The sequence below is a fragment of the Paenibacillus xylanexedens genome (assembly GCF_007676705.1).
GTDB lineage: Bacteria > Bacillota > Bacilli > Paenibacillales > Paenibacillaceae > Paenibacillus > Paenibacillus xylanexedens_C.
Genome location: NZ_VEBF01000005.1, coordinates 158,727 through 183,733, shown reverse-complemented (window position 1 = coordinate 183,733; position 25,007 = coordinate 158,727). Strand labels below are relative to the sequence as shown.

Below are 25,007 nucleotides of genomic sequence, written 5' to 3'. Positions count from 1 at the left end.
GAAGTAATTGAAACCGATATTGTTAGCACAGCAGAAACTGCAATGCCCAACAAAGCATTCAACAACATGTCGTTAAGGTGAATAATTCCACTTGGTACACAACAACATATTGACAATTTACAATATGACTATATAATAAGCTACATGGAACAAATTGAAGTCTTCAAAGCATTGTCTAACGAAGCACGTCTTCAGATATTAGATTGGCTGAAAGATCCTAAAGCTAATTTTTCTCCCCAAGAAGGGATTGATTTAGTTGATGTGGGGGTTTGCGTAAGTCAAATAACAAAAAAATTAAAGATGAATCAATCTACAGCCTCTCAATATCTGTCGATGTTGCAGCGAGCCGGTTTAATTAGTGCCACTCGTTTAGGAAAGTGGACGTATTACAAAAGAAATGAAGATGCTATTGATCAAATTGGTTTATTCTTAAAAAAGAATACCTAAAAGAAAACTGAATTCTGAGGAATTCAGTATTTCTTCGGAGTACATTTTGACAATTTGCAAAGTGTACATTTTTTTTAAAATAACATATTGATATTTTGCAATATTTTAATGTATATCCATTTTAAAAGGGGGTGAAATACCCAGAATAGCTAAAATCAATTGGTATAAATCATGTAATATTAGTTCTTAAAACAATAGACGGCCATTGAGGAAGTCATTGAACAATTAGGGGAAGAGTTTTTAACTTCATTCCCTTCAAATAAACTAATGATTAGAGAGGAAAGATAAAAAATGATGAAAGCATGGCAAAAACAAGGTGTAGGTCTCGAAAATTTAAAATTGGTTGACTTAGAAATTCCCACGCCAGGCCCCAAACAAATTTTAGTTAAAGTGAAAGCAGTCTCGCTAAATTTCCGTGATAAATCAATCATGGACGGTGATTACTTACCTGACTTGATGAGTAAGCCATTTGTACCCGTGTCTGATGCTGCCGGGGTTGTGGTAAGCGTAGGATCTGAAGTAACTCGATTTAAAGATGGCGACAGAGTTGTATCTCATCTATATACCAAGTGGATTGATGGTGCACCAAGTCAAGACTATGCTCCCACTGCTATTGGCGGACCAAACAACGGTGGACTTGCTGAATATATGCTTTTGGATGAGGATGCAGCGGTAATGTCCCCATCAAATATGACGGACGAAGAAGCTTCTACACTTCCTATTGCAGCCCTGACAGTTTGGTTTTCTTTAGTGGAGTATGGAAAGATTAAAGCGGGCGACACGGTTCTAGTTCAGGGGACGGGTGGTGTATCTATTTTCGCTATCCAGATGGCTTCCGCACTAGGAGCTAAAGTCATTGTTACAACAAGCAGTGATGAGAAAGGCGAACGTGTACGTAAACTTGGAGCTAAAAAAATTATTAACTATGTGAAAACACCGGATTGGGAGAAAGAAGTGTTAAAACTTACGAACGGTGAAGGTGCACAACATATTATTGAAGTTGTTGGCGGGAGCAGTATTAATCGTTCTATTGATGCGGTAGCCCTGCAAGGTCATATTTATATTGTAGGATTCCTAGAGAGCATGACAGCAGAAGTGAATTTGTTCTCTTTGTTAGCTAAACAAGCTCACGTACAGGGAATCTATGTAGGACATCGTAAATCTTTTGATGAAATGAATAAGGCATTTAATGAATTAAATACTAATCCAGTGATCGACACGGTTTATTCCTTTGATGAAGCCATTAAAGCTTATGAGCACTTGGGACGTGGAGCTTTTGGTAAGATTGTAATTAAAGTCTCTGAATAACGCTGTATTTCGTTCAGTTGAACTTTGATTTGACTAACGTTAACTCAACCTCAATTAATCAGTTTCACCTAGTTCGACAATTGTGGTTGAAAGGTTACACTAAAGGGAAAATTTAACATTGTTAAAAGAGGAGGCAGCCGACCAATATGATCGGCTGTCTTTGTTCAACTCACGGGCACGTCATTTAGCACTGCTCTACACATTCTTATAATAGAAAGCGTGATTGCTGGGTATTTTAAACCTAAAGTTTTGTACGACGCTAAAGACAGTCGAAACGAAGGGATGCATGGTCATGGAATCAAATACATATCGCATTTGTAAAATGAAATCCTTTGTCCCGGCTTTTTTTCGATATAAGTTCGTGTCTCGAGCCAAGATTCTTCATCACGCTTGAAACGACCATATTTGTGTTTTTAAGAATTATATTCTTTAGTGCATATAGGGGGATTAATATTATGGTTTAAGTAACTTATACGCGTAAATAGACACCTTAAAATTCGTATTGATATTGAGTTTTCTATCATTTATATTGATTAATAATTATTGTTCGAACGATGATGCACTTCAATATAGAAGGGGAGACGAAATTGGAATTTATTTTGTACTTAGTAATTATTATATTTTCCACCAAATTGGCAGGAGATTTGTCTGTTCGTTTAGGACAACCTTCTGTTCTGGGTAAATTAATTGTAGGGATTATTTTGGGACCAGCTGTTTTGGGATGGATAGATAGTAACGAGTTCATCCATTATGTGTCTGAAATTGGTGTTCTGTTACTCATGTTCATAGCAGGTCTTGAAACGGATTTGGAACAACTGAAGAAAAACTGGAAGTCCTCATTTGCGGTTGCTGTAGGGGGAATTATTCTTCCATTCCTAGGTGGATACGGCGTTGCCGAATTATTTGGTTTTGGCACGTCTTATGCTTTATTTATGGGGGTCGTATTTAGTGCAACCTCAGTAAGTATCACAGTGCAAGTTTTGAAAGATATGAATCGCCTCAACTCCCGTGAAGGCACGACGATATTAGGAGCGGCGGTAGTTGATGATGTACTCGTCGTGATTCTGTTAGCTGTCATGATGAGTTTTTTGGGAACAGGTGAAGAAGTTTCGTTAGGGCTCTTGATCGGCAAAAAACTTATATTCTTTGTTGTTGTTTTAGTAGCTGGTTGGTTAGTGGTTCCTAAGATGTTGAAGTTGTTATCGCGCCTTAAAGTGACCGAACCTATTATTTCACTAGCCTTAATTATTTGTTTTGGTTTTGCTTACTTTGCAGATTTAATGGGGATGGCTGGAATTATTGGTGCATTTGCAGCTGGGATTGCTGTATCTCAAACGCCGTTTAAACATACTGTAGAAACAAAAATTGAGCCCATTGCCTATTCCATATTTGTACCTGTGTTTTTTGTAAGCATTGGTCTTAATGTATCTTTTGAAGGAGTGGGGCAACAGATCGGCTTTGTCGTCATTTTAACGATTACAGCAATTCTGACCAAGCTACTGGGTGGTGCACTAGGTGCTCGTTTAACAGGATTTAATAAACGGACGTCCATGGCCATAGGGGCTGGAATGGTCTCCAGGGGAGAGGTCGCTTTAATTATTGCCTCTACAGGTTTGCAAGCAGGACTACTCTTACCCCAGTATTTCACCTCAGTTATTATTATGGTCATTTTCACTACGCTCGTTGCGCCACCTTTGTTAAAGATTCTATTTGGAGTTCCGGAGAAAGAACTGAGTCATTAGATTACTTAAGGGAGCTGAATTTAAACAGGAGGGACGTACATGGTTGCGAAAACGTATCTTTTCTCATACTCACCTGAAAAAAGTGGGTGGACAGAGCGCTGTGTTCAATCTCACTTAGATATGCTCTACGATATAAAATATGTCCATTCTAAAATGGTTCTTATTAAAACGGACGATGATATTGATTTATTGGAGAAATATCTCGCAGAATGTTTTACAAAGAAAGATAGTTATTTCTTAATGGAAATTACAGATCAGTCTATTCGCTTTCAAAAGCCAGAATCAAAATATATTTATCGCTGGCTGGAGGATGTTTAGGAGGATCTACTGCAAACAATATGATAGAGTTAATCCAGATGTATAAAGCCGTATTCTTCACGAGTCATCCTCGTGAAGAATACGGCTATTCATTTTGCATATTAATCAGCGAATATGATTGCTAACAAGATTTCCTATGCTCATTGCATTGCTGTGAATATGATCGCTAGATAACGCAGGCTCGCTAATCTAGATCAACGCTTACAGATTATATTTTTAATGTACATTTGTAAACAAATTGATTATCCAATATAGACGAAAGAGTATATAAACTTAATAATAAGCTGATATTTCCAATTAATTTATAGAAAAATGTGCAAATGTAAAGTTAGTGAGTTAATAAACATTAAAATATGTGCATAAAATAGAAAAACACTTTGACAAATGCACTCTATAGGATTATTTTGTTAATAGAGATGAGTGTTATAACTCTTCTATGCAATTATCTTCCAAAATCAGATGGAGAGTGATTAATATTAAAGAATTACATTTATCAGGAGATATGAGCAGTAGAAAAGAATCAGAGGTTATTTTTTATGAGAATAGATACAGGCCCCAGTTACATTATTCGCCTAAGAAAAATTGGATGAACGACCCCAACGGTATGGTTTACTATGAAGGAGAATATCACCTTTTCTACCAACATACGCCTCATGATACTAAACCTGATTTTGGCAGCATGCATTGGGGGCATGCGGTAAGCAAGGATTTAGTGCATTGGGAGGAACTTCCTCCGGCGATTCTTCCTGGTGAAGATGGAGCGATCTTCTCGGGAAGTGCGGTAGTCGACCAAAACAATACAAGTGGATTTTTCAACGAAAACGGATCAGGATTGGTTGCCATATATACTAATGATGGCAACAATGCTCAGCACGGAAAACCGCAGGTGCAAAGCATTGCTTATAGCAGGGATAAGGGACGAACCTGGACAAAATATGAAGGTAACCCTGTATTATTCCCAACGAAAACGCTAGATTTCCGTGATCCGAAGGTATTTTGGCATGAAGAATCCTCAATGTGGGTAATGGTTCTTGCTGTAAAGGACCGTGTCGAATTTTACATCTCACCGAATCTTAAGGAATGGTCTTATGCAAGCGAATTCGGTTCCGACATTGCTGGTATTCACCGAGGAGTATTTGAGTGTCCTGAGGTATTTCAAATTCATGTAGATGAGGAACCTGATGTAACTAAGTGGATTCTGATCCTAAGCGTCGGGGATCGGAATGGTGTGAATCCAAAGGATCCAGAACCACCGGCTGGCGGTTCCGGTATGATGTACTTCATAGGAAACTTTGATGGCAGGTCATTCATACCAGATGATACGTTGGAATCTAAAGATGCTATCAGATGGATAGATTATGGATCTGACTTTTACGCGGCTGTTACATGGGACGGTATTCCGAAAGAAGACGGGCGAAAGATTTGGGTCGGCTGGATGAACAACTGGCGTTATGCCTCCACTCTTCCTTCAAAGGAATGGCGCGGCCACATGTCCATCCCCCGAGAGATTCAGCTTAAGACATATCCGGAAGGAATTCGTTTAATTCAAGTACCTATAGATGAGCTAACTCAACTTAGAAGACCGATTATGTCTCTGCAAGATTTGACGATCAAGCCAGGTATCAACGTCTTATCTGATATTTCTACTGTAAAGGCCGAGATTATTGCGGAATTTGAAATCGGTACTGCAGAAGAATTTGGGTTCAAGGTAAGAACATCTGCCAATCAGGAGACGATCATCGGATACAGTATCTTGAAAGAGGAGTTGTTTGTTGATCGGACAAAGTCGAACGACACGGATTTCCATCCTGACTTTGCTGCAAAACACAATGCCCCCATGAAGCCAGAGCATGAACGAATACAATTGAGCATTTACGTTGATTGGTCCAGTGTCGAGGTCTTCGGCAATAAAGGAAAAGTAATCGTTTCAGACATGATTTTCCCCGACTTGGAAAGTAGAGGATTAGAACTCTATACTCTGGGCGGAGAACTAAAGGTTATTTCGCTTCAAATCAATGATCTTGTAAGCATTTGGGAAAATGAGTGCGTTTAGAGTAAAGGCAAAGCCGTGGATTATCATATATCTCATTCCACTCCAGCTCGCTCACCTTAACGTGAAGGAAGTTCCTACGTGGGCTTCTTTCGCACTCCTACCTATGATTTTGTCCTTAGTTGCTTCACCAACTCATTAGAAAAGAGGGTAAGCTATGAAAGATAAATCTAAATTCGCAATATGTCTTCTGATGGCAATGGGACTAGCTATGACTTCAAACGGTATTTTCACATCTACATCAGCTGCGGCTAGTACTGTGCTCGCTGATCAGGAAACAAATAAACAGGCAAAGGAGGAGCTTGATATTTTTGAAAGCGCAACCAAATCCAACGCTAATGTTACAGGCTGGCAAGTGAAGGGAAAAGGGGTATTAAAGGAGACTTCAGAAGGGATCTTACTGACTTCACAACCTAAAGAAAATGTAATGGCCATCTCAGAGACGGTGTCCGATGATTTTATCTATGAAGCCGATGTCATGATCAGGGATACGAAGGCAGACGCAACATTGTTGTTTCGTTCTAATGAGGATGGCTTTAGCTCGTACATGCTCCAAATCATTCCGGACGCAGGTCTGATTCGGTTAAGAGATGCAAGGAATGGAGATGGGAAATTAAAGGAGGAGCGTAAAGTTTCTGTAGAAATGGGTCAGATCTATCATCTCAAAGTGAAGACAGTGGGTTCCTCTCTAAAAGTATATTGGGGTAATCAATATAAACCATTGATTGATGTTCACGACAACTCGTATCAAAGTGGGAAACTTGGACTCCATGTATGGGATGGATCCGCCTTGTTTTCGAACATCATGGTGAGCGATCTGAATGGTAATCTGGGTACGGTAGTTGCAAGTAAGGGAAGCTGGCAGCCTGATATTAGCGGCAAAAGAGGGACGATAGCGCATGAGAACAAAGCACAACAAATCTATACTAAACAGGCAGCTGATATGGTGTATGAAGGGAATATTATCCTTCTTCCTAATTCTATTGCAGCTCTTGCATTTCGTTCTTCCACCGATGGATCTGAAGGATATGAAGCTACTCTTACGAAGGAAGGAGATCAGGTCCGTGTAAGTTTGACGAATACAAATGGAACAACAATTGCGAGTTCCCTACGTACTTATTCGAGTCAGATCGGAGCCAATCATCATGTGGAAATCAAGGCAAAGGGAGATCGAATTCAGGTCTTCCTGGATGGATACACTCCGGCCGCGATTGACGTGAAAGATTCAACTTACACGAATGGAAATATCGGAATCATCGTCAAACAGGGGACGGCTTACTTCCAGGATACTTATGTGACGGAACTGAGCCAATATTATAATGAGATATATCGTCCACAGTATCACTACACGCCAATTCGTGGTTCAGCTAGTGATCCGAATGGACTTGTATACTTCGAAGGAGAATATCATCTCTTCCATCAGGATGGAGGAACATGGGCGCATGCTGTAAGTAAAGATATGTTGAACTGGAAACGGCTTCCGATTGCACTTCCGTGGAATGATCACGGACATGTCTGGTCTGGATCGGCTGTTGCGGATATGACGAATGCATCTGGTCTATTCGGAGATTCAGGAGGCAAGGGCCTTATTGCATACTACACTTCCTTTAATCCGGATAGCCCGAATGGGAACCAGCGTATAGGTCTGGCTTACAGCAAAGACCAAGGTCGTACTTGGGAATATTCGAAGGAGCGCCCGATCGTGATCGAGAACCCAGGAAAGACCGGAGAAGACGCTGGAAATTGGGATTTCCGCGATCCGAAAGTGATCCATGATGATGAGAATAATCGATGGGTTATGGTTGTTTCCGGAGGAGATCATATTCGTTTCTATACTTCAACGAATTTACTTGACTGGACATTGACAGATAATTGGGGATACGGGGTTTACGTCCGCGGAGGAGTATGGGAATGCCCTGATTTGTTCCAGCTTCCGGTAGACGGAACGTCACAGAAGAAGTGGGTTATGATGATCAGTACAGGAGCGAATCCAAAAACAGGCGGATCAGATGCCGAGTATTTCATCGGTGATTTAACAGCTGATGGTAAATTCGTGAACGATAATCCGGCGGGTAAGGTGCTAAGAACAGATTTTGGTAAAGAATTTTACGCTTCGATGTCTTTCGCTAACATGCCTGATCATCGCACAGTGATGATGGCATGGATGACGAATTGGGATTATCCGTTCGCTTTCCCAACATCGAATTGGAAAGGTGAACTAACCATTCCGAGAGAAGTATCATTGGTAACGGCTGAAGATGGAATTCGGATGGTGCAAAGTCCAATTAAAGAATTGGAATCCCTGCGTAAACCTTTGTACTCTGCTTCTAACAAATCGGTGAGTCCTTCTTCCGGGAATCTGCTAAAAGGTATTATTTCAGGTGCTTACGAAATTGAAGCTGAAATTGAAATTCCTGAAGCCAGCACAGTGACCGAGTTTGGCTTTAACATTCGTGAGGGTGCAAATCAGAAGACGGTCGTGGGTTATAAGGCAAGCGATAGTCGTATGTTTGTGGAGCGAACTGCATCCGGTGAAACGGATTTTTCTAACCTCTTCAGTAAGAAACATGAAGCACCTATGCAAATGGAAAATAAACGGATCAAGATGCGTATTCTTGTGGATGAGTCTTCCGTTGAAGCCTTTGGTAACGACGGCAAAGCCGTCTTTTCGGATGTTATATTTCCGGATCCTGCTAGTAGAGCGATGAGTTTTTACGTGAAAGGCGGGAATGTGAATGTTGTTTCCCTGAAAGTGCATCAACTTCAATCTGTCTGGAATGAGGACATTCCTTCGAAAGCTCAAATAAAGATGGATACGAGGGTTCGGGAACTGGGGGTAGGGGAGTCGGATACACTGCAGGCGATGGTCGAATATGGACCAGGTTTAGGCGTTCAACCGCTTAAGTGGGAGTCCAGTAATAAAGAAGTAATAGCCATAGACATGGTAGACAAATCACACGCAGTAATTAAGGCGAAAAAAGAAGGGGAGGGCACGATCACCGTATCTACTCCGAATGGCAAAACTTCCACTAGTGTGCTCGTTAAAGTAACCGATGGCGAGTTCCGGACAAACCTGAGTGGTTGGACTAAAGATCTGTCTGCTGCTTCATGGTTAGTTAGTGAAAATGGTATTCGGGGTAAATATTTTAGCGATGCGAATTATATTGCCAAAGAGAAGGCTGGGAATTTTACGTATGAAGCAGACATGATGCTCGGTGAAACAGGAGGGGCAGGTTCTATTTTGTTCAGGGCTAGCGAGGATGGTCGCAGTGGTTACTATCTGAATCTAGACCCTAACATGAAGGCAATCCGTCTGTTCTATAAAATCAACGGAGGATTTGAAGAACGGCAGGTTCTTGCGAAAGTACCAACTTTCATTCAGCCAGGTCAAACGTATAAGGTGAAAATAGAAGCGAACGGTCCGCATATTGTAGTTTATGTGGATAGTCAAAAAGTCATAGATATCATGGATGGTACTTTTGCAGAAGGCCACTTTGGACTCAATGTATTTGGCGGCTCCGCATCTTATCAGAACGTCAATGTGAGCAACGGTGAACCTGCAAACATCACCAAGTCCAGCCTTATAAATGCCGCAACACAGAAATCCATTTATACACTTAACCTTGTCAATGGGGAGCCCGTTACCTTGCAGGATTCAAGTGCAGCTTCCACCCAAAAGTGGGTACTTGTTCCGACAGGCGACGAAGCAGGTTCGTATTCGATTCGTACTACAGCCGGTCAGACGCTTGATCTGGATATAGGGCAAAAGAAACTTCAGCTGTATCATTACTTAGGATACAACAACCAGCGTTGGATCCTTCACCAGAACGAAGACGGATCAGTTCATATTACTTCAGCTCATCATCAAAAAGCATTAGAAGTATCGGAAGATGGGACCTAACTCTTCCTGAGTGAACTGAATCCATCTCTTGATCGACAAAAATGGATATTAGCGAAATAATCAAAATATACCCCATGAGATTATGCAGCTGCGTGATGATTTAATGAAATTTTTAAGTCTAAATGTAGAAAAATGACGAATAAAGTGATTGCTAACTGACTTATTGTGTGATATTATGGGTCCAGTAAACGTTTACATCAATAATGAATTGAATATTAGCAGTGTTTGGCTGTTACTGGTAAAGCAGGCATGACCAAAATGATTTTGCATTTTCCTTATGTGAGTAGGAGAAGGCATATCGTTTTGGTCTTTTTTATATCCAAATTCAGAAATGGGGAAAAGGTATGGATTATCGTAAGTTGGGACAAGAGATTACGGAATTGGTTGGAAAGAAGGATAATATCGCTCGGCTTACACACTGTGCAACCCGACTTCGGTTCGAATTGCACGACATCTCCAAAGCGGAGACAGAAAAAATCAAAGCACTTCCAGGTGTGATTACCGTTGTGAACAACGGTGGACAATACCAGGTTGTCGTGGGTAATGAGGTGCAGCAAGTCTATCGCGTTATCACTAAGCAGATGGGTTCAGCAACTGGAAATGGGGACTCCACATCGGATTCTAGAAAGAATAACGGACCCAAACAAAAACAGAGCTGGATTTCCAGATTCATCAGCGTGATCTCGACGACATTTACTCCGGTAATACCGGCAATCATTGGCGCGGGTATGATCAAAGCGATATTAGCTGTACTTGTACTGACAGGTCTCGTAACGACGGAAAGCCAAAACTATTATATCCTTAACACCATTGCGGATGCGGCGTTTTATTTCATGCCCATTCTGCTGGCTTACGGAGCTTCCATTAAATTTGAGACAAGCCCAATTCTGGCGATGACGGTTGCCGGTGTGTTATTACACCCCGGTTGGAGCGCCCTTATGGCGGAAGGAAAAGACGTGTTTTTCATTGGTGTTCCAGTTCGATTAACCGACTATGCAGGCTCCGTACTGCCGATTATCATCGTCGTCTGGCTCATGTCCTATATTGAACGTTTCGCAGATCGGGTATCACCTTCCATGATCAAGTTCTTCACAAAACCAATGCTTGTGCTATTGATTACAGCACCACTTGCATTGGTGGCAATCGGGCCTTTCGGAACGTACCTGAATGATCTGGTTGCAATGGGTGCAGAAGCGATTAATGCTAGAGCCAGTTGGCTGATTCCGTTGTTAATGGGAACTTTGCAACCGTTCCTGATTGTGACAGGCACTGCATGGGCCATGACGCCGATTGCAACTAGCCAACTGACCAAAAGTGGTTATGAAATGATCAACGGTCCGGGGATGCTCGCGTCCAATATTGCTCAAGGTGGGGCTACGCTTGCTGTAGCCTTAAAAACAAAAAACAAAAAACTTAAACAGCTCGCTGCTTCATCCGGTTTCACCGCTGTGCTGGGCATCACAGAACCATCCTTGTACGGTGTAACGCTGAAACTGAAGAAGCCTTTGATTGCCGCAATGATCGGTGGTGGCGTAGCGGGGATATACGCTGGTCTGACGGGATTAGTACGTTATGCCTTCGTCTCTCCCGGGCTTGCTGCATTACCGGCTTTCATTGGCAGCAATCCGATGAACATCGTTCATGCTATTGTGACTTGTATAATCGCCTTTGTTGTTACCTTTGCTCTGACATGGATCATTGGTTTCGATGATCCAGTAGACGATGAGGAAGAACGCAATACCAACGTTAACGATGACAAGACGCTTTCTGAGCAGATTGTTAAAGACAACACCCCAAGCACGCAGTCTGTTGCAACAACCAATGCGAATGTAACAAGCCAAAATGAATTACGCCCACTTACGATCGCAAGCCCGATGCAAGGTGAATTGGTCCATCTGGACCGTGTACCCGACGATGTTTTCTCTTTGGGATTACTGGGTAAGGGAGCTGCAATTATTCCTGCAAAAGGAGAACTGTATGCACCTATTGCAGGTGAAGTTACGGCTTTCATGGACTCCAAACATGCGGTCAAATTAAATGGTAATGATGGAGAAGAAGTATTGATTCATATTGGAGTTGATACCGTTAACCTGAAGGGGAGGCATTTCGACTCTTCCATTAAAGTGGGGGATCGGGTACAACGAGGGGACTTGTTGATCAGTTTCGATATCGATGCCATCAAGGCAGAGGGTTACGAAGTCATAACCCCGATCATTATTGCCAATTCGGATCGTTTCCCAGACATTAAGCTGGAGAAGCAGAGTTCTGTGAAGGTTGGAACAACCATTATCCAACTTTCGTAACAACCGGAACACGGATCTGTCATTATTCTAAATAGCATTAATATGAAGGAGTGCTTGAGATGTTATATCAACACATCAAACCATTCCCCAATGATTTTCTGTGGGGAGGTTCTACCTCTGCTTATCAGGTGGAGGGAGCCTGGAATGAAGATGGCAAAGGTCTGTCCGTAATTGATATGTGTGACCATCCGGATGGAACCGCCGATTTCACAGTTGCCAGCGACCACTATCACCGATTCAGAGAAGACGTGAAGCTTTTTGCAGAGCTGGGCCTCAAAGCGTATCGTTTTTCGATTGCATGGACTCGAATCTTGCCTTCAGGCGTAGGCGCGATTAATGAGAAAGGACTCCAGTTTTATCACCAATTGATTGACGAACTGCTGCTCCATGACATTGAACCGATTGTGACCATGTATCATTTTGACTTACCCTACGAACTTGAGAAAACCGGAGGATGGAACAACAGAGAAACGATCAATGCCTTTGTCGACTATGGGCGTATCTTGTTTACGCATTACGGGCATAAAGTGAAGTATTGGTTGACCATTAATGAGCAAAATACGATGATTCTTCATCCGGGCGCCATTGGTACACCGAAGGGCGGACGTTTGCCTTCCAGTAAGGAACTGTATCAGCAAAATCATCACATGTTTGTGGCTCAAGGCAGAACGATGCAGTTATTTCATGACATGTTCCCGCAAGGCAAGATCGGTCCTGCATTAAACATGACTTCCATGTATCAGGCAACCTCCAGACCAGCAGATGCAATCGCTGCACATAACTGGGAGACGATTCGCGGATGGGGGTTTCTCGACTTATCGGTGTGGGGACGGTATAATCCATTATTCTGGAGTTATTTGCAGGAACGTGGCATCGAGCCGGTTATTGAACAGGGCGACTTGGAGGACATCAAGGCAGGCCGTCCCGATCTGGTGGCTATCAATTATTATTCGACGGCAACCATTGCCGCCAGTACTGGCGATGCATCGGATGTTACAGCTCGTGCGGGTGATCAACAAATTATGCTTGGTGAGCAAGGAGTCTACCGAGCAGCGGAGAATCCTTATACAGAAAAAACGAAATATGGCTGGGTTATAGACCCGGTTGGTCTAAGGTTAACATTGCGTAAGGTATCTGAACGTTATGGTCTCCCAATTATAATTACGGAAAATGGCATAGGGGCTCCGGATGTACTGGAAGCAGATCATACGATTAATGATACGTACCGGATTGATTTTATTGAGAAACACCTGGAGCAGATCAGACTGGCTCTGACGGATGGGGTGGATGTGATTGGTTATTGCCCTTGGTCCGTTATTGACGTGGTAAGCACTCATCAGGGTTATGGGAAACGCTACGGCCTAATCTATGTAAACCGTGGTGAACAGGATCTGAAAGACTTGAAGCGCTTGAAAAAGAAAAGCTTCTCGTGGTATCAGCAGGTCATAAGGCAGAACGGCAGATGTATCGGTAATTCGGATCAGGCGGTCACGAAAGAATAAAGGATCGTGATGAAGGCATGAAAGTAATCAAAATATTGAATAACAGCTTACTTCTGACCAAGGATGAACAAGGACAAGAAGTGATTGTCATGGGCAAAGGTTTGGCATTCAAAGGTAAAATCGGCGAGCGACTTGATGAAGAACACATCCAGAAACGATTCATTTTGCAAAATAATCCATCTGCTCAGGCTTACGTTCGAACCATCGAAAACATGCCCGAATCACATGTGAATGTCATAAACAAACTCATTTCCAATGCGAAAGAAAAGCTGTCTCTTGACGATCAAATCTTCTTTACGCTTATGGATCACCTGTCGTTTGCCATTGAACGATGGAAAAAGGGGATATCATTACAAAATCGCATGTTGTGGGAGATCAAGAGGTTTCATCCCCTCGAATTCGAACTTGGCCTTGAAGCAGTCCTTATGTTGAATCAAGAGCTTAATATTGAACTTCCGGAAGAGGAAGCAGGAAATATCGCTTTTCATTTCGTGAATGCCCAGACACACGAGCAGAATATGGAACGCACGATGCAATCCGTTAAGATGTTAAAAGATATCTTTAATCTCATTCAATACAGCTTTGATATGCAATTGAACAAAAACTCCATCCATTATGTGAGACTAGTTACGCATCTGCAATTTTTTATCCAACGTTTACAAGAAGGGCGCTTAGGCAATTCGTCAAAAGATTTTATATTCCAACACATGGTGAAGGAGCATCCTCTTGAATACAAATGCGCGGAGATGATTAAAACCTACGTGCAAAATATGTTGGAGATCACGATATCAAACGAAGAATTATTATATTTAATCATTCACATTGCTCGAATTGTGCAGGAAGAACAAGAGAATGATGGACGATTATAAAACAGGAGGGTACGATAGAAAAGTGTGAATAAATGTCGAGGGACAAAAACATATCCCGATTGAAGTCGCTATTTTAGCGGCTTTTTTGATTGAAACTAATCACGATGAATTGGGTCTTTCGTCCATGAACTCTTGCTCAAATCCTTCGTTGCAAACCCTCATTCAAATCACTCCTAATCTATAGGTACAAAAAGATGTACTATGTTCATATAAATTGCCCTCTTTGCAAACGAAACGATTACACTTAAGATTGGCTCAACAACCAAAACAAAACCATTCAAATTTATTTAGCAAGCTAACTAATAAACTTAAGATGGCAAGGAGTAATTAATGTGAGTACAGCAAATGAGCTAAGGCTTTCGATTTTGGAATTTGTTCATATCTATAACGGAACAACGGCTACGGAAAGTCTTCAGAATATGACGGAAATGGTTCAACTAGCAGAACAGTGGGGGTTCAACAGATATTGGTTTACAGAGCATCATAACACAACAACCTCGATGAGTACTTCACCAGACTTGCTTAGCTTACATGCAGCAGCTCACACTAGAACAATTCGAGTAGGTTCAGGAGGCGTTATGCTACCTAATCATAGTCCTTTGAAAGTAATGGAGAACTTTACGCTTCTCGAAGGATTGTATCCAGGGCGTGTTGACCTCGGGATTGGCCGAGCATCTGGTACGGATGGCAGAACTATGTGGGCATTATTAAGATCCCAGGCATTAATGGAGGTTAATGATTTTCCAGAGCAACTAGATACTCTGCTTTCCTTCTTTGCCCGTAACTTTAAAGAAAACCACCCGTTTAGTCACATCCATCCTCCCGGAGATCGTTCAATGGTTCCAGATATGTTTATGCTGGGATCTAGCGAGGGTGGGTTACAATTTGCTTTGGAAAAAGGATTAGGATTTGTATTTGCAGCTCATTTGGCACCCCAACGGGCTATTCCTATGTTAAAAGCCTACCGTTCTAATTTTAAACCTTCATCTTATTTAGCTGAGCCCCAAAGTATGTTAGCGACGATCGTTATTACAGCTGAGACGGCAGAAGAGGCTAAATATATCGCAGGACCAGCGGAATTAATGTGGGCACAGATGAGTACAGGGACAATAAATCTTACTTTCCCTACACCGGAAGAAGCTAAAAATCACAGATACACACCTCATGAAGAACTGGCTAGGGAACGTAACAAGGATCGCTTTGTGATTGGAAGTGTTGGACAGGTTGCGGAGCAGCTTAGACAAATTGCGAAAGCAAGTTTAGTGGATGAAATCATGATTGCTGACTTCTATCCAAATCAAGAGAGTCGGAAGAAAGGGCATAAATTATTGGCTAAGGAATTAGGTGTTCTACAAGGAAAGTAACTGAACTCGTGAAAGGGAGATCATTCAATTATGGAAGAAAGAAAGCTTAAACTAGGAGGAATTATTGATGGTGTGGGGTGGAATTACACGGGGTGGAGACACCCTCATATTCCAGCAGATGCCAGTGAAAATATTGAGTATTACGTACAGAAAGCCATACAACTTGAACAGGGAAAGTTCGATCTCATCTTTTTGGCAGACGTAAGTCATATCGGACCTGGCATGATCCCGCACTATCTAAGCATGTTTGAGGGTGTATCCATTTTATCTGCATTGAGTATGGTAACTCATTCCATTGGTTTAACCGCAACGATAGCGACTTCATATGCTGATCCCTTTACCGTTGCTAGGCAAATTGCTTCCCTCGATAAGATTAGCAAGGGCAGAGCAGGGTGGAATGCAATAACCTCCAATCCTGGAGGATTAGCCAATTACAGTCGGTCCCATCTGAAGAAAGCAGATCTTTATCCCATGAAAAAAGAGTTCTTGGAGATTGTTGAAGGACTTTGGGACTCGTATGAAGATGATGCCTTTATACGTGATAAGGAACGTGGGGTATTTTATGACCCGCGTAAAATGCATCCGCTAGATTATACCGGGAATTACTTTTCCGTGGAGGGACCCTTAAATATCAGTCGATCAAGGCAAGGAAGACCAGTGGTCTTTCAAGCGGGCACTTCACCGGAGTTCATGGATATTGCTGCACAGCATGCCGAAGTCATCATGGCACCTGGACATGATTTGGAATATCTCAAGGCATTCACTGATGAACTTAAACGTAAAGTTCAAAATCAAGGGCGTTCACCGTATGACCTGTTGATGATGCCTTCTCACAACCCAATCGTTGGTAGAACGGAAAAAGAAGCTATGGAAAAGCTAAGGGAAATTGAATCATGGATGCCTAAAGGTTATCGAATGCCGAAACCTAGGTTGATAGGATCGGCAGAGCAGGTTGCCGAACAAATCGAACATTGGTATCGAGAAGGCGTCATGGATATCTTGCTGATTAGACAAGATCATCCTGCAGGATTTAAGGACTTTATCCAATTGGTTGTTCCTATCTTGCAAGATAGAGGCATATTCCGTAAGGAATATGAGGACGACACACTTCGGGGAAATTTAGGTCTACCTTACCCAGAAAATAAATACACGAAGTAACAATATAGAAATTCGTTTAACAAGAGGAGAACAGATAAAATGATTAACAGAGTATGTGAAATATTAGATATTAAAAAGCCAATTATACAAGGACCAATGTCTTGGGTTACTAATGCCAAATTTGTTGCAGCAATAAGCAATGCGGGTGGATTAGGATTTCTAGGTCCAAATGCCGGTCAGGTTGATATAACTCGCTCACCCGAAATAAGTGCGGATAGAATGAGAACTGAAATACAAAAAACAAAATCTTTAACGAATAAGCCATTTGGAATTCCAGTGATCGTGAATCGTGATTTAGCTTACACATGGCCACTTATAGAAACAGTTATTGACGAGAAAGTTCCTGTTGTTCTGGTGAATGATACACTGGATGAAAGAATCTTTAAACCATTAAAAGAAAACAATATTAAAATTGTTTATAGACCCCTTACGCCTACTATTGAAAATGCAAAAGCTGCAGAAAAATTTGGAATAGATGTTTATGTAGCGACTGGATTTGATGAAGGTGGTACGGTTCCAGAACGAGTTATTGGAACATTTTCGATTGTTCCAATGATTGTAGATGCTATAAATATTCCTGTAATGGCAGCTGGTGGTATTGGAGACGTTAGAGGAGTTCGTGCCGCATTTGCTTTAGGCGCTGAAGGTGTGTTTGCTGGCAGTGTCTTTATTCCAACAAAAGAAAATCCAGCAGCAGAAAAAGTAAAACAAATGATTGTAGATGCTACAGCAGAAGATTTACTAATGTTCCGTACTTTACCAGCATACTATCGTTCTTTACCTACTAAATTGGCGAATAAACTAGTCGAAATGGATAAACAAGGTGCCAGTCGTGAAGAAACAGCAAAATTGATGCGTGGATCAATTGGAATGCGTATCGGAATGCTAGAAGGCAATACAGACGATGGCTATATTACTGTCGGCACAGGAATTACACCAATTAAAGAGATTAGAACTGTAAAAGCAGTCATTGATGACTTAATGCAAGATTTTAATTAATTGCCAAGTCGCTAACACAGCGGCATAAGGAAAAAACCTTTTACAATCATTGTCAGTACGTTATAATACAATCACTAGGTGGATTACCCATCAAAAAAGTTAAATATTTCAATTTATCAGTGAGTCTAAGTAAACGATATCGGAGGTATGGTTATGGTGAAGAAGAAAATTTCCACAGCCCTCAGCGCAGCTTTAATCGTTTCTATGCTGGCTACTGGCGTGATAGTCGCTATCCAAGGTAACACAACGTTAGAGGTAGCGAAGTCAGCAGGGGATAAAAAGGTTGAAGTTATTAAATGAAGAAGCTAGGTGCGACTCTAGTATTCAACAGAATCAAATAAAGAAAAACACCAAAATAGTTAATTATTAACCTCAGCTCGGTTAACCCAGCTGAGGTTTTTTTATTATAAGAACGTGGGGAGACATTATTTATGATTCCATTAGTATACGACCAGATTAACCATTGGGGAAAAGACGATGAATTTTTTCTTGCATTACTAAAGAGATTAAAAGTCGAATTTATAGCTGACCTAGGCTGTGGAACAGGAAGATGGACTATTCATCTTGTTCAGCAAGGTTATAATATTACAGCTATAGATCCCAATGAAGAAGCGATTGAAGTGGCGAGAATTAAAGATGATTCAGGCAATGTGAAATGGATTGTAGGTGATAGTTCGGATTTACAAACCAATAGCTATGATGCAGTAGTTATGACAGCCAATGTTGCACAGGTATTTCTTACAGATGATAGTTGGAAGCAAGTAATTGCTGACGTATTTCGTTCCCTAAAAATGGGCGGTCACTTTATTTTTGATACAAGAAACCCTTTGGTAAAAGTATGGAAAGAGTGGGAGAAGGACACGACTCCTGACTTAGCTAAAGATAAGCAAAGTGGAGATCCTCTAGAAATCTATACAGAATATGAAGGGTTTGAGGGAGATATTTATACATTCTATGAAACTGTAAAAAATACTAAAACAGACAAAGTCCTAGTTCATGAAAAAATGCAGCTAAGGTTCCGAAATCAAGAGGAATTTGATGAGTCGCTGAAACAAATAGGTTTTTCGATAATTGAAACATATGGCGATTGGGAGTTTAAATATGCAAATTCCGAAAATGGATCGTTTATTTATCATTGTGTAAAATAGAGTCATTGAAATAGAACAGAAATGCGGCTTTTTTTGTTTTAATCTTGTCCCACACCAAGGACAAGAAACTTGCTCCTAACTAGTATTATTTATCCTACGGCAAATCAGTATGTCTGATCAGCTTTTAAACGTTCTTAAAAAAGGAAGCTCGTTTTTTACTTACCAGATTGGTTTCGTAATGATGCCTACTACTTGTTTACGTAGCCTGTCCATTCATCAGAATGTGGGAGTGGAGCCTTACAAGACGATATCCCACTTAGTCTTATTGAAGCAGTAGAGGTTCGATGGCTATCGCTATGCGGATTCGTAAGCTTTCAGCTGGATCTTTGAGTTTCACACCCAGGAGTTTCTCACACTTTTCCAGTCGATACACCACCGTATTTCGATGAACGAAAAGTTGCTTGGATGTTTCGACAAGCTGGCATTGTGTATCGTAAAAAGCGTTCAAGGTGCGCAGCAACTCTTTTTTTTCATGTTCGTCTGCAATGTGCAGCAATCCGTTTAAGGTCGCGTCGTAAAATTGTTTCAGTTCGTTGTGGGGAAGCATGTGGAATAAATATCCGATGTCCTTGGCTTGGTAAGATTGGACGAATTGCTTGCGTTTTAGCCAGTAGCCGAATTGCAATGCATTGACCGCTTCTGTATAAGAATGACGAACGCCGAGTACATTTGTTGCAGGTTTGCCAATGCCGATAGACAGACTCAGTCCAGTCTCATGATGCAGCTCTTTAAGCATTCCTGACAGCTGCTCGGTGATTTTTGCCTCATCCCACCCCGACTCAGGGATAGATAGCAGAAGGCAGTAGGTATCATGTTTGGTAAACATGACGAAGGAATGATCTAACCCACCAAAAAGACGTTTGATGTGCTCGTATTGCTCTTCTTGCTCCGTGATATTATCTCCTTTCGGAGACGACGAACCCTCGTAATTAGGAAATCTTTGATGCATGTGATGCACCTCGTCATTACGCATGGTCAGCACGACGCATGCACGCCCCTTAATAAGCCCACATCTCTTGCCGCGGTTCAGCGCCTCCTGCTCAGAAGTGATATATCCCTCAATCAGATCGGAAAAGAACTCGTTTTTGTGTCTGCGGGAGCGCTCTTTGACAGCCTGTGATTTGGTCAGCTCCATTCCAATAACGTTGGAGGCCTGCTCAAGCGTCAGACCGAAAAGGCCCGTCCATTGATCCGGCGAATGAAAGGATAACAAATAGCCTTCGTGGCGGTAAGTTTTTACTGGATATACCAGCATGCAGCAACGCTCTCGGACTGATGTGTTGATGAAGCACAACGAAGTGGGACTAGAAATATCGGACAAGTCTTGAAGTGTATTTACAGCGGCTGCAGTGAGTTCAGCAACACTTGTATTCTGGTTGGAAGCAGAGATAGTTTGCCATTTGTAGTTTAACAGGATGACTGGGGAGGAGAACAGTTTGGACAGGGAATCGATAATGCTGGAAATTCCTTTGCCGCGCATGATCATCTCGGAGAATTTTTTGTGGATGCTGAGTGCATATTGCAGTTCGTCGCTCTTGTTGTTCAGAATCACACTGGTCGATCGCTGCAAAATTTCGCCGAGGGATAGACGGACATCGGAAATTTCGATGATGGGAAATTCGTTCTGGTCCGCTTCCCAAAGTATTTCATCAGGGATCGGCAGTTCAAAGCGCTTGGTTTTGATGGCCAACCCCGAGCAATGAAGCCGCTGCATATCCCTGATTAGATGAATAAACATCTCTGGCTGCTGCTTCATGAAAAAGCCGTTGGTCAGCAAGAGCTCGTTTGGCCTTAGAAACCGTATGATATCCGGACAGTCCATAATGTTGACCGTTTGAACCTCACGTACTAGACCCTTATGCCCCGTAATCACTCTGGCATCATCGTAAATTCCGTTTTTCAGCAAATCTGTCAGCAGCACATCGACCCATCCCTTTCTGGAACAAGTTATTTTATTGTTAAGTAATATAACACTACGATCATGTGGAGTAAATATCTTTGGTTTGATCATCCAAGATTGCTAATTATTTTTATCCTTTTCATCCAATGATTTCTCATAAGGAGTGAATTATGCTTAAAGTGTTTCTTGTGTGTAATAAAAGCGTACATGAACGGAGGATGTAATGATTGATCTACTTATCACGGATACGGTGTTTTCCGGGGATGAAAGGCGAATGGATGTCGGGATATCCTCAGGCAAGATTGCTTTTGTCACGCCATGCGGGGAAAGGAAAACCGAAGCGTCTCGTGTAGTGCAGGGCAAAGGGGGCTTATTGCTGCCCGGATTCGTCGAGCCGCATATTCATTTGGAAAAAGCATATTTGCTGGATTCCATGGATCGGGAGGCGGAGTCTCTCCAGGACGCGATTCAGATAACATCCAAACTGAAAAGTTCGTTCACGAGGGAGGACATGTATCGTCGCTCGCTGGTTGTCATTCGGGAAGCCGTCAGGAATGGTGTAACCCATATGCGTTGCCATGCAGAGGTCGATCCGGTTCTTGGACTCAGAGCTGTCGAATCTGCTCTTCGTCTCAAACAATCCTTAAAACATCAACTGGATTTACAGGTAGTTGCCTTTCCGCAAGAAGGGGTGTTAAAGAGTCCGGGGACTGCTGAGCTGATGGAAGAGGCCATTCGCATGGGAGCCGATGTGATTGGAGGAATCACTTATCAGGATGCAGACCTGGGGGAGCACTTGGATTTTGCATTTGGTCTGGCAGGGAAGTACGGAAAACCGCTGGATTTTCACGCGGATTTCTCGGTCGATTCCAACGACCGTGCCGTTGTGGAAATTGCAAGAAGGACCATTGCTGCAGGAATGCAGGGGCATGTAGCCGCCGGACATGTAACCTCGCTCGGTTCCCTCCCTGAACACGAAGCTTCGGCTATCGGGGAGCTTCTGTGTCTTGCCGGAATCAGCGTCATTACGCTGCCGATGACTGACCTCTTTTTGAATGGAAGGGAAGGCTCCGAAGGTTATCATAGAGGTCTGACTCCTGTGAAACTGCTGCAGGATTGTGGAGTGAATGTGGCGATTGGCGTCAATAATGTGCGCAACCCATTCACGCCGTTTGGCAAGGCAGACCCGATTGAGGCTGCCTGGCTATTGGCGATTACTTCGTACATGGGCAGCAAACGGGATGCGCTCATCTTGACCAACATGCTGACACATAACGCGGCACAGGCGTTAGGCATTGGAAATTATGGTGTTAAGGTCGGCGCTCCGGCTGATATGGTATTGTTCCGAGAGCGGTCGGAAAGAGAAGTGCTGCTTAATAAACCGGAGGCCCGTACGGTCTGGAAATCGGGATTACAGGTAGCTTGTACCGACTCAAAACTTTTGGAATTACCGTGGTTGTCGGATGGGATCGAAACAATCTAATTATGAAGTAAGGGGATGGAGTTATGGAGAAAGGGTTAACACTCGTAAAAAATGTCAAATGGTCGGAAAACCTGTTCGATCTAACGATTGATCAAGCAACAGGACTTATTGTCAGCATTGAGACTGCCGGAACTGATGCGGATCTCACATCTGTAAATATTGCCGATAGGGCGACAACCGTCATTGACGCGGATGGGCTGCACTATGTACCGCCAATGGCAGATATGCATACCCATCTGGACAAGCATTTTATTGGTGAGCCGTGGAAGTCTTTGCAGCCGTTTGTCACGCTGCCCGGACAGTTGGAATTTGAGAAAAGCATGTTGGGAGAACTACCGACCGGGGCGGGAGAACGTGCGAAACGAATGTTGGATTTAATGCTAGCCCAAGGTACAACGGCAATCCGCACACACGTTGACGTGGATCCGCAAATTGGCCTCTCTCATCTTGAGGAGGTCTTGGAAGTGCGTGAGATGTACCAAGGACGCATCGATATGGAAATTGTGGCGTTTCCCCAGCAAGGCCTGCTTCGATCTGACTCCGTTTCCGTCATGCGGCAAGCGCTTCGTGCTGGAGCTAACTATGTTGGTGGTGTGGATCCGGCCGGACTGGACCGCCGGGTGGATGCCAGTCTGGAAGCCATGTTTGAACTTGCAGCAGAATTCTCTGCGGGCATCGACTTGCATCTTCATGACCCGAGTCATCTCGGAATATACACGATCAACCGCTTCGCCGAACTGACAGAACAAGCCGGTATGTCCGGCCGTAACGCGGTAAGCCATGCTTACTGTTTGGGCCAGGTTGGGGAAACAGAGGTGCGCTCACTCGCGGAAAGGTTGTGTGCGACCGGCGTAGCCATCATGACGAGCGTGCCCATTGACAGGCCCATGCCCCCCATCAAACTGTTGATGGAAACGGGCGTGTCCGTGCATATCGGTTCCGATAACATTTTGGATTCGTGGAGCCCATTCGGAAATGGCGATATGCTCTCCCGTGGGTCACGTCTCGCTGAAGCATCCGGTTGGGTAGAAGACTTCTGGTTGCTAGAAACGTACAAGCTTATTTCCAATGCACCATTAACTCCAAAAGTGGGTGAACGAGGCACTTTCTCGTTGGTAAATGCCATAAATGCGATGCATGCGTTGGCGGCGGCACCTCCACGGGAAGCTGTATTTTCGGGTGGTGTGCTTGTTGGTGGTCGAATGTTTCCAAACAGCAGACAAATGGCAGCCACCTATTCGTAACAATCTTTAATTACACATAAAGCGGCGCATCCTTTTTCAGGTGCGTTGCTTTTTGGCATGAAAAGGCTGATCACATGGCTTATAAAACGTCGCTTAATGCAATAAATGTGATAATACATGACACTAAAATTTAGACAGGCTTTTCTTTTGGTGTAATAATCCAAATGAAATCATTTTTTTTTAGTGAATCACACCAATGACTGAGGCTTACTTACATCGTATTATTCATATAAGAACATTTTTGAGTCACATAAACTGACATTCATAGAATAGGAGGGATATTGGAGGAGTTAAACAAACCAAACATCATTGTTACGAACAGGGGGAGAGAGACATGCGTCGAGGTTTCCATGCAAACCGCATCCAAAACATCAGAAAGCATGGGCTGCTATTGGTCATGATTTTGCCAGGCATCGTCTATCTGTTCATCAACAATTACTTGCCAATGTTCGGCATTGTGATTGCGTTCAAAGATATCAATTTTGCAAAAGGAATCTGGGGAAGTGACTGGGTAGGCTTCGATAATTTCGCCTATCTGTTCCAAACACAGGATGCTTGGGTGATTACCCGAAACACGTTACTCTACAACGGCGCATTTATCGTGCTTGGAACAGTGCTCTCCATAGCTGTGGCCGTATTGTTGAACGAGGTAAAAAAGCGATTTGCCTCCCGACTGTACCAAAGCATCATTTTGCTGCCCTATCTGATCTCGATGGTCATTGTCGCTTACTTGGTTCTGGCATTGCTCAACGAGGAAAACGGCTTCGTCAACCATTACGTGCTTCCTTTACTGGGGATTGACCCCGTGTCGTGGTATGCGGATTCCGGTAAATGGCCCTTTATATTAAGTGTCGTATATCTGTGGAAAAACGTCGGTTATACATGCATTGTTTATCTGGCCTCAATCGTAGGCATCAGCCAAGAATATTATGAATCCGCTACGCTGGACGGAGCTTCCAAGTGGAGGCAAGTCTGGAGCATTACCCTTCCTCTGCTTAAACCCACGATGGTCATTATGGTGCTTCTTGCAGTGGGACGCATCTTCAATTCCGATTTCGGACTGTTCTATCAGGTCCCGCTGAATTCGGGTGCACTTCAAACGACTACCGATGTCATTGACACATACGTTTATCGTGGATTGATGACTTTCGGGGATTTCGGAATGTCATCCGCTGCCGGACTGTATCAGTCCATTGTCGGTTTTCTGTTAGTATTGACCACCAATGCGATCGTTCGTCGCAAAAACCGGGATTTGGCGCTGTTTTAGCTAA

Annotated in this window: 18 protein-coding genes; 17 read left to right on the top strand and 1 reads right to left on the bottom strand. The window is 42.8% G+C overall.

Annotated features, from left to right (window positions below; all coding sequences use genetic code 11):
* Window positions 1-144: 144 nt before the first annotated feature.
* From FS628_RS23635 to FS628_RS23575, 14 genes are all read left to right on the top strand, one after another.
* Window positions 145-447 (top strand): ArsR/SmtB family transcription factor, encoded by a 303-nt coding sequence (locus FS628_RS23635; RefSeq protein ID WP_145325419.1) that lies wholly within the window; start codon window positions 145-147, stop codon window positions 445-447.
* 294 nt (window positions 448-741) lie between these two features.
* The gene (locus tag FS628_RS23630) at window positions 742-1,755 is read left to right on the top strand and encodes a zinc-dependent alcohol dehydrogenase family protein (protein ID WP_145325535.1); all 1,014 of its coding nucleotides are present in this window, start codon (window positions 742-744) and stop codon (window positions 1,753-1,755) included.
* A 587-nt stretch (window positions 1,756-2,342) separates the two neighbouring features.
* Window positions 2,343-3,497 (top strand): cation:proton antiporter, encoded by a 1,155-nt coding sequence (locus tag FS628_RS23625; RefSeq protein ID WP_145325418.1) that lies wholly within the window; start codon window positions 2,343-2,345, stop codon window positions 3,495-3,497.
* 39 nt (window positions 3,498-3,536) lie between these two features.
* Window positions 3,537-3,815 carry a hypothetical protein gene (locus FS628_RS23620; protein ID WP_145325417.1) on the top strand — a complete coding sequence of 93 codons (279 nt, stop codon included), beginning with the start codon at window positions 3,537-3,539 and terminating at the stop codon, window positions 3,813-3,815.
* Between the two features lie 466 nt (window positions 3,816-4,281).
* Window positions 4,282-5,868 (top strand): glycoside hydrolase family 32 protein, encoded by a 1,587-nt coding sequence (locus FS628_RS23615; protein ID WP_186327941.1) that lies wholly within the window; start codon window positions 4,282-4,284, stop codon window positions 5,866-5,868.
* Window positions 5,869-6,022: 154 nt separating this feature from the next.
* A complete protein-coding gene (locus tag FS628_RS23610; RefSeq protein WP_145325416.1) occupies window positions 6,023-9,766 on the top strand; it encodes a GH32 C-terminal domain-containing protein in 3,744 nt (1,247 codons plus the stop codon).
* Between the two features lie 344 nt (window positions 9,767-10,110).
* Entirely contained in the window at window positions 10,111-12,069 is a 1,959-nt protein-coding gene (locus tag FS628_RS23605; protein ID WP_145325415.1) for a beta-glucoside-specific PTS transporter subunit IIABC, read from the top strand.
* 59 nt (window positions 12,070-12,128) lie between these two features.
* Window positions 12,129-13,571: a glycoside hydrolase family 1 protein gene (locus FS628_RS23600; RefSeq protein ID WP_145325414.1), complete on the top strand. Its 1,443-nt coding sequence runs from the start codon at window positions 12,129-12,131 to the stop codon at window positions 13,569-13,571.
* Window positions 13,572-13,588: 17 nt separating this feature from the next.
* A complete protein-coding gene (gene licT / locus FS628_RS23595; protein WP_145325413.1) occupies window positions 13,589-14,440 on the top strand; it encodes a BglG family transcription antiterminator LicT in 852 nt (283 codons plus the stop codon).
* Between the two features lie 332 nt (window positions 14,441-14,772).
* Window positions 14,773-15,804, top strand: a complete 1,032-nt coding sequence (locus tag FS628_RS23590) for an LLM class flavin-dependent oxidoreductase (protein ID WP_145325412.1) — start codon at window positions 14,773-14,775, stop codon at window positions 15,802-15,804.
* Between the two features lie 30 nt (window positions 15,805-15,834).
* Complete coding sequence (locus FS628_RS23585) at window positions 15,835-16,962, top strand: NtaA/DmoA family FMN-dependent monooxygenase (RefSeq protein WP_145325411.1); 1,128 nt, start codon at window positions 15,835-15,837, stop codon at window positions 16,960-16,962.
* Window positions 16,963-17,001: 39 nt separating this feature from the next.
* Entirely contained in the window at window positions 17,002-17,961 is a 960-nt protein-coding gene (locus FS628_RS23580; protein ID WP_145325410.1) for an NAD(P)H-dependent flavin oxidoreductase, read from the top strand.
* 153 nt (window positions 17,962-18,114) lie between these two features.
* Window positions 18,115-18,261 carry a hypothetical protein gene (locus FS628_RS31500; protein ID WP_186327940.1) on the top strand — a complete coding sequence of 49 codons (147 nt, stop codon included), beginning with the start codon at window positions 18,115-18,117 and terminating at the stop codon, window positions 18,259-18,261.
* A gap of 131 nt (window positions 18,262-18,392) precedes the next feature.
* The gene (locus tag FS628_RS23575) at window positions 18,393-19,109 is read left to right on the top strand and encodes a class I SAM-dependent methyltransferase (RefSeq protein ID WP_145325409.1); all 717 of its coding nucleotides are present in this window, start codon (window positions 18,393-18,395) and stop codon (window positions 19,107-19,109) included.
* A 262-nt stretch (window positions 19,110-19,371) separates the two neighbouring features.
* Here the strand turns inward: FS628_RS23575 and FS628_RS23570 are convergent, their stop codons facing one another.
* Window positions 19,372-21,120 (bottom strand): PucR family transcriptional regulator, encoded by a 1,749-nt coding sequence (locus tag FS628_RS23570; RefSeq protein ID WP_145325408.1) that lies wholly within the window; start codon window positions 21,118-21,120, stop codon window positions 19,372-19,374.
* Window positions 21,121-21,232: 112 nt separating this feature from the next.
* Between FS628_RS23570 and FS628_RS23565 the strand changes: the two genes are divergently transcribed.
* The 3 genes from FS628_RS23565 to FS628_RS23555 all read left to right on the top strand — a co-directional run bounded on the left by FS628_RS23565 (window position 21,233) and on the right by FS628_RS23555 (window position 25,003).
* Window positions 21,233-22,492, top strand: a complete 1,260-nt coding sequence (locus tag FS628_RS23565) for an amidohydrolase family protein (RefSeq protein WP_145325407.1) — start codon at window positions 21,233-21,235, stop codon at window positions 22,490-22,492.
* Between the two features lie 23 nt (window positions 22,493-22,515).
* On the top strand, window positions 22,516-23,736 hold the full coding sequence (locus FS628_RS23560; RefSeq protein ID WP_145325406.1) for an amidohydrolase family protein: 1,221 nt from the start codon (window positions 22,516-22,518) through the stop codon (window positions 23,734-23,736).
* A gap of 334 nt (window positions 23,737-24,070) precedes the next feature.
* Window positions 24,071-25,003: an ABC transporter permease gene (locus FS628_RS23555; protein WP_036615375.1), complete on the top strand. Its 933-nt coding sequence runs from the start codon at window positions 24,071-24,073 to the stop codon at window positions 25,001-25,003.
* Window positions 25,004-25,007: the final 4 nt, after the last annotated feature.

Excerpts from the sequence above, each read along its gene's own strand:
- FS628_RS23635 (WP_145325419.1), top strand. The coding sequence starts at position 145 with ATGGAACAAATTGAAGTCTTCAAAGCATTGTCTAACGAAGCACGTCTT.
- FS628_RS23630 (WP_145325535.1), top strand. The coding sequence starts at position 742 with ATGAAAGCATGGCAAAAACAAGGTGTAGGTCTCGAAAATTTAAAATTG.
- FS628_RS23620 (WP_145325417.1), top strand. The coding sequence starts at position 3,537 with ATGGTTGCGAAAACGTATCTTTTCTCATACTCACCTGAAAAAAGTGGG.
- FS628_RS23610 (WP_145325416.1), top strand. The coding sequence starts at position 6,023 with ATGAAAGATAAATCTAAATTCGCAATATGTCTTCTGATGGCAATGGGA.
- FS628_RS23605 (WP_145325415.1), top strand. The coding sequence starts at position 10,111 with ATGGATTATCGTAAGTTGGGACAAGAGATTACGGAATTGGTTGGAAAG.
- FS628_RS23600 (WP_145325414.1), top strand. The coding sequence starts at position 12,129 with ATGTTATATCAACACATCAAACCATTCCCCAATGATTTTCTGTGGGGA.
- licT (WP_145325413.1), top strand. The coding sequence starts at position 13,589 with ATGAAAGTAATCAAAATATTGAATAACAGCTTACTTCTGACCAAGGAT.
- FS628_RS23585 (WP_145325411.1), top strand. The coding sequence starts at position 15,835 with ATGGAAGAAAGAAAGCTTAAACTAGGAGGAATTATTGATGGTGTGGGG.
- FS628_RS23580 (WP_145325410.1), top strand. The coding sequence starts at position 17,002 with ATGATTAACAGAGTATGTGAAATATTAGATATTAAAAAGCCAATTATA.
- FS628_RS31500 (WP_186327940.1), top strand. The coding sequence starts at position 18,115 with ATGGTGAAGAAGAAAATTTCCACAGCCCTCAGCGCAGCTTTAATCGTT.
- FS628_RS23575 (WP_145325409.1), top strand. The coding sequence starts at position 18,393 with ATGATTCCATTAGTATACGACCAGATTAACCATTGGGGAAAAGACGAT.
- FS628_RS23570 (WP_145325408.1), bottom strand. The coding sequence starts at position 21,120 with ATGATCAAACCAAAGATATTTACTCCACATGATCGTAGTGTTATATTA.
- FS628_RS23565 (WP_145325407.1), top strand. The coding sequence starts at position 21,233 with ATGATTGATCTACTTATCACGGATACGGTGTTTTCCGGGGATGAAAGG.
- FS628_RS23560 (WP_145325406.1), top strand. The coding sequence starts at position 22,516 with ATGGAGAAAGGGTTAACACTCGTAAAAAATGTCAAATGGTCGGAAAAC.
- FS628_RS23555 (WP_036615375.1), top strand. The coding sequence starts at position 24,071 with ATGCGTCGAGGTTTCCATGCAAACCGCATCCAAAACATCAGAAAGCAT.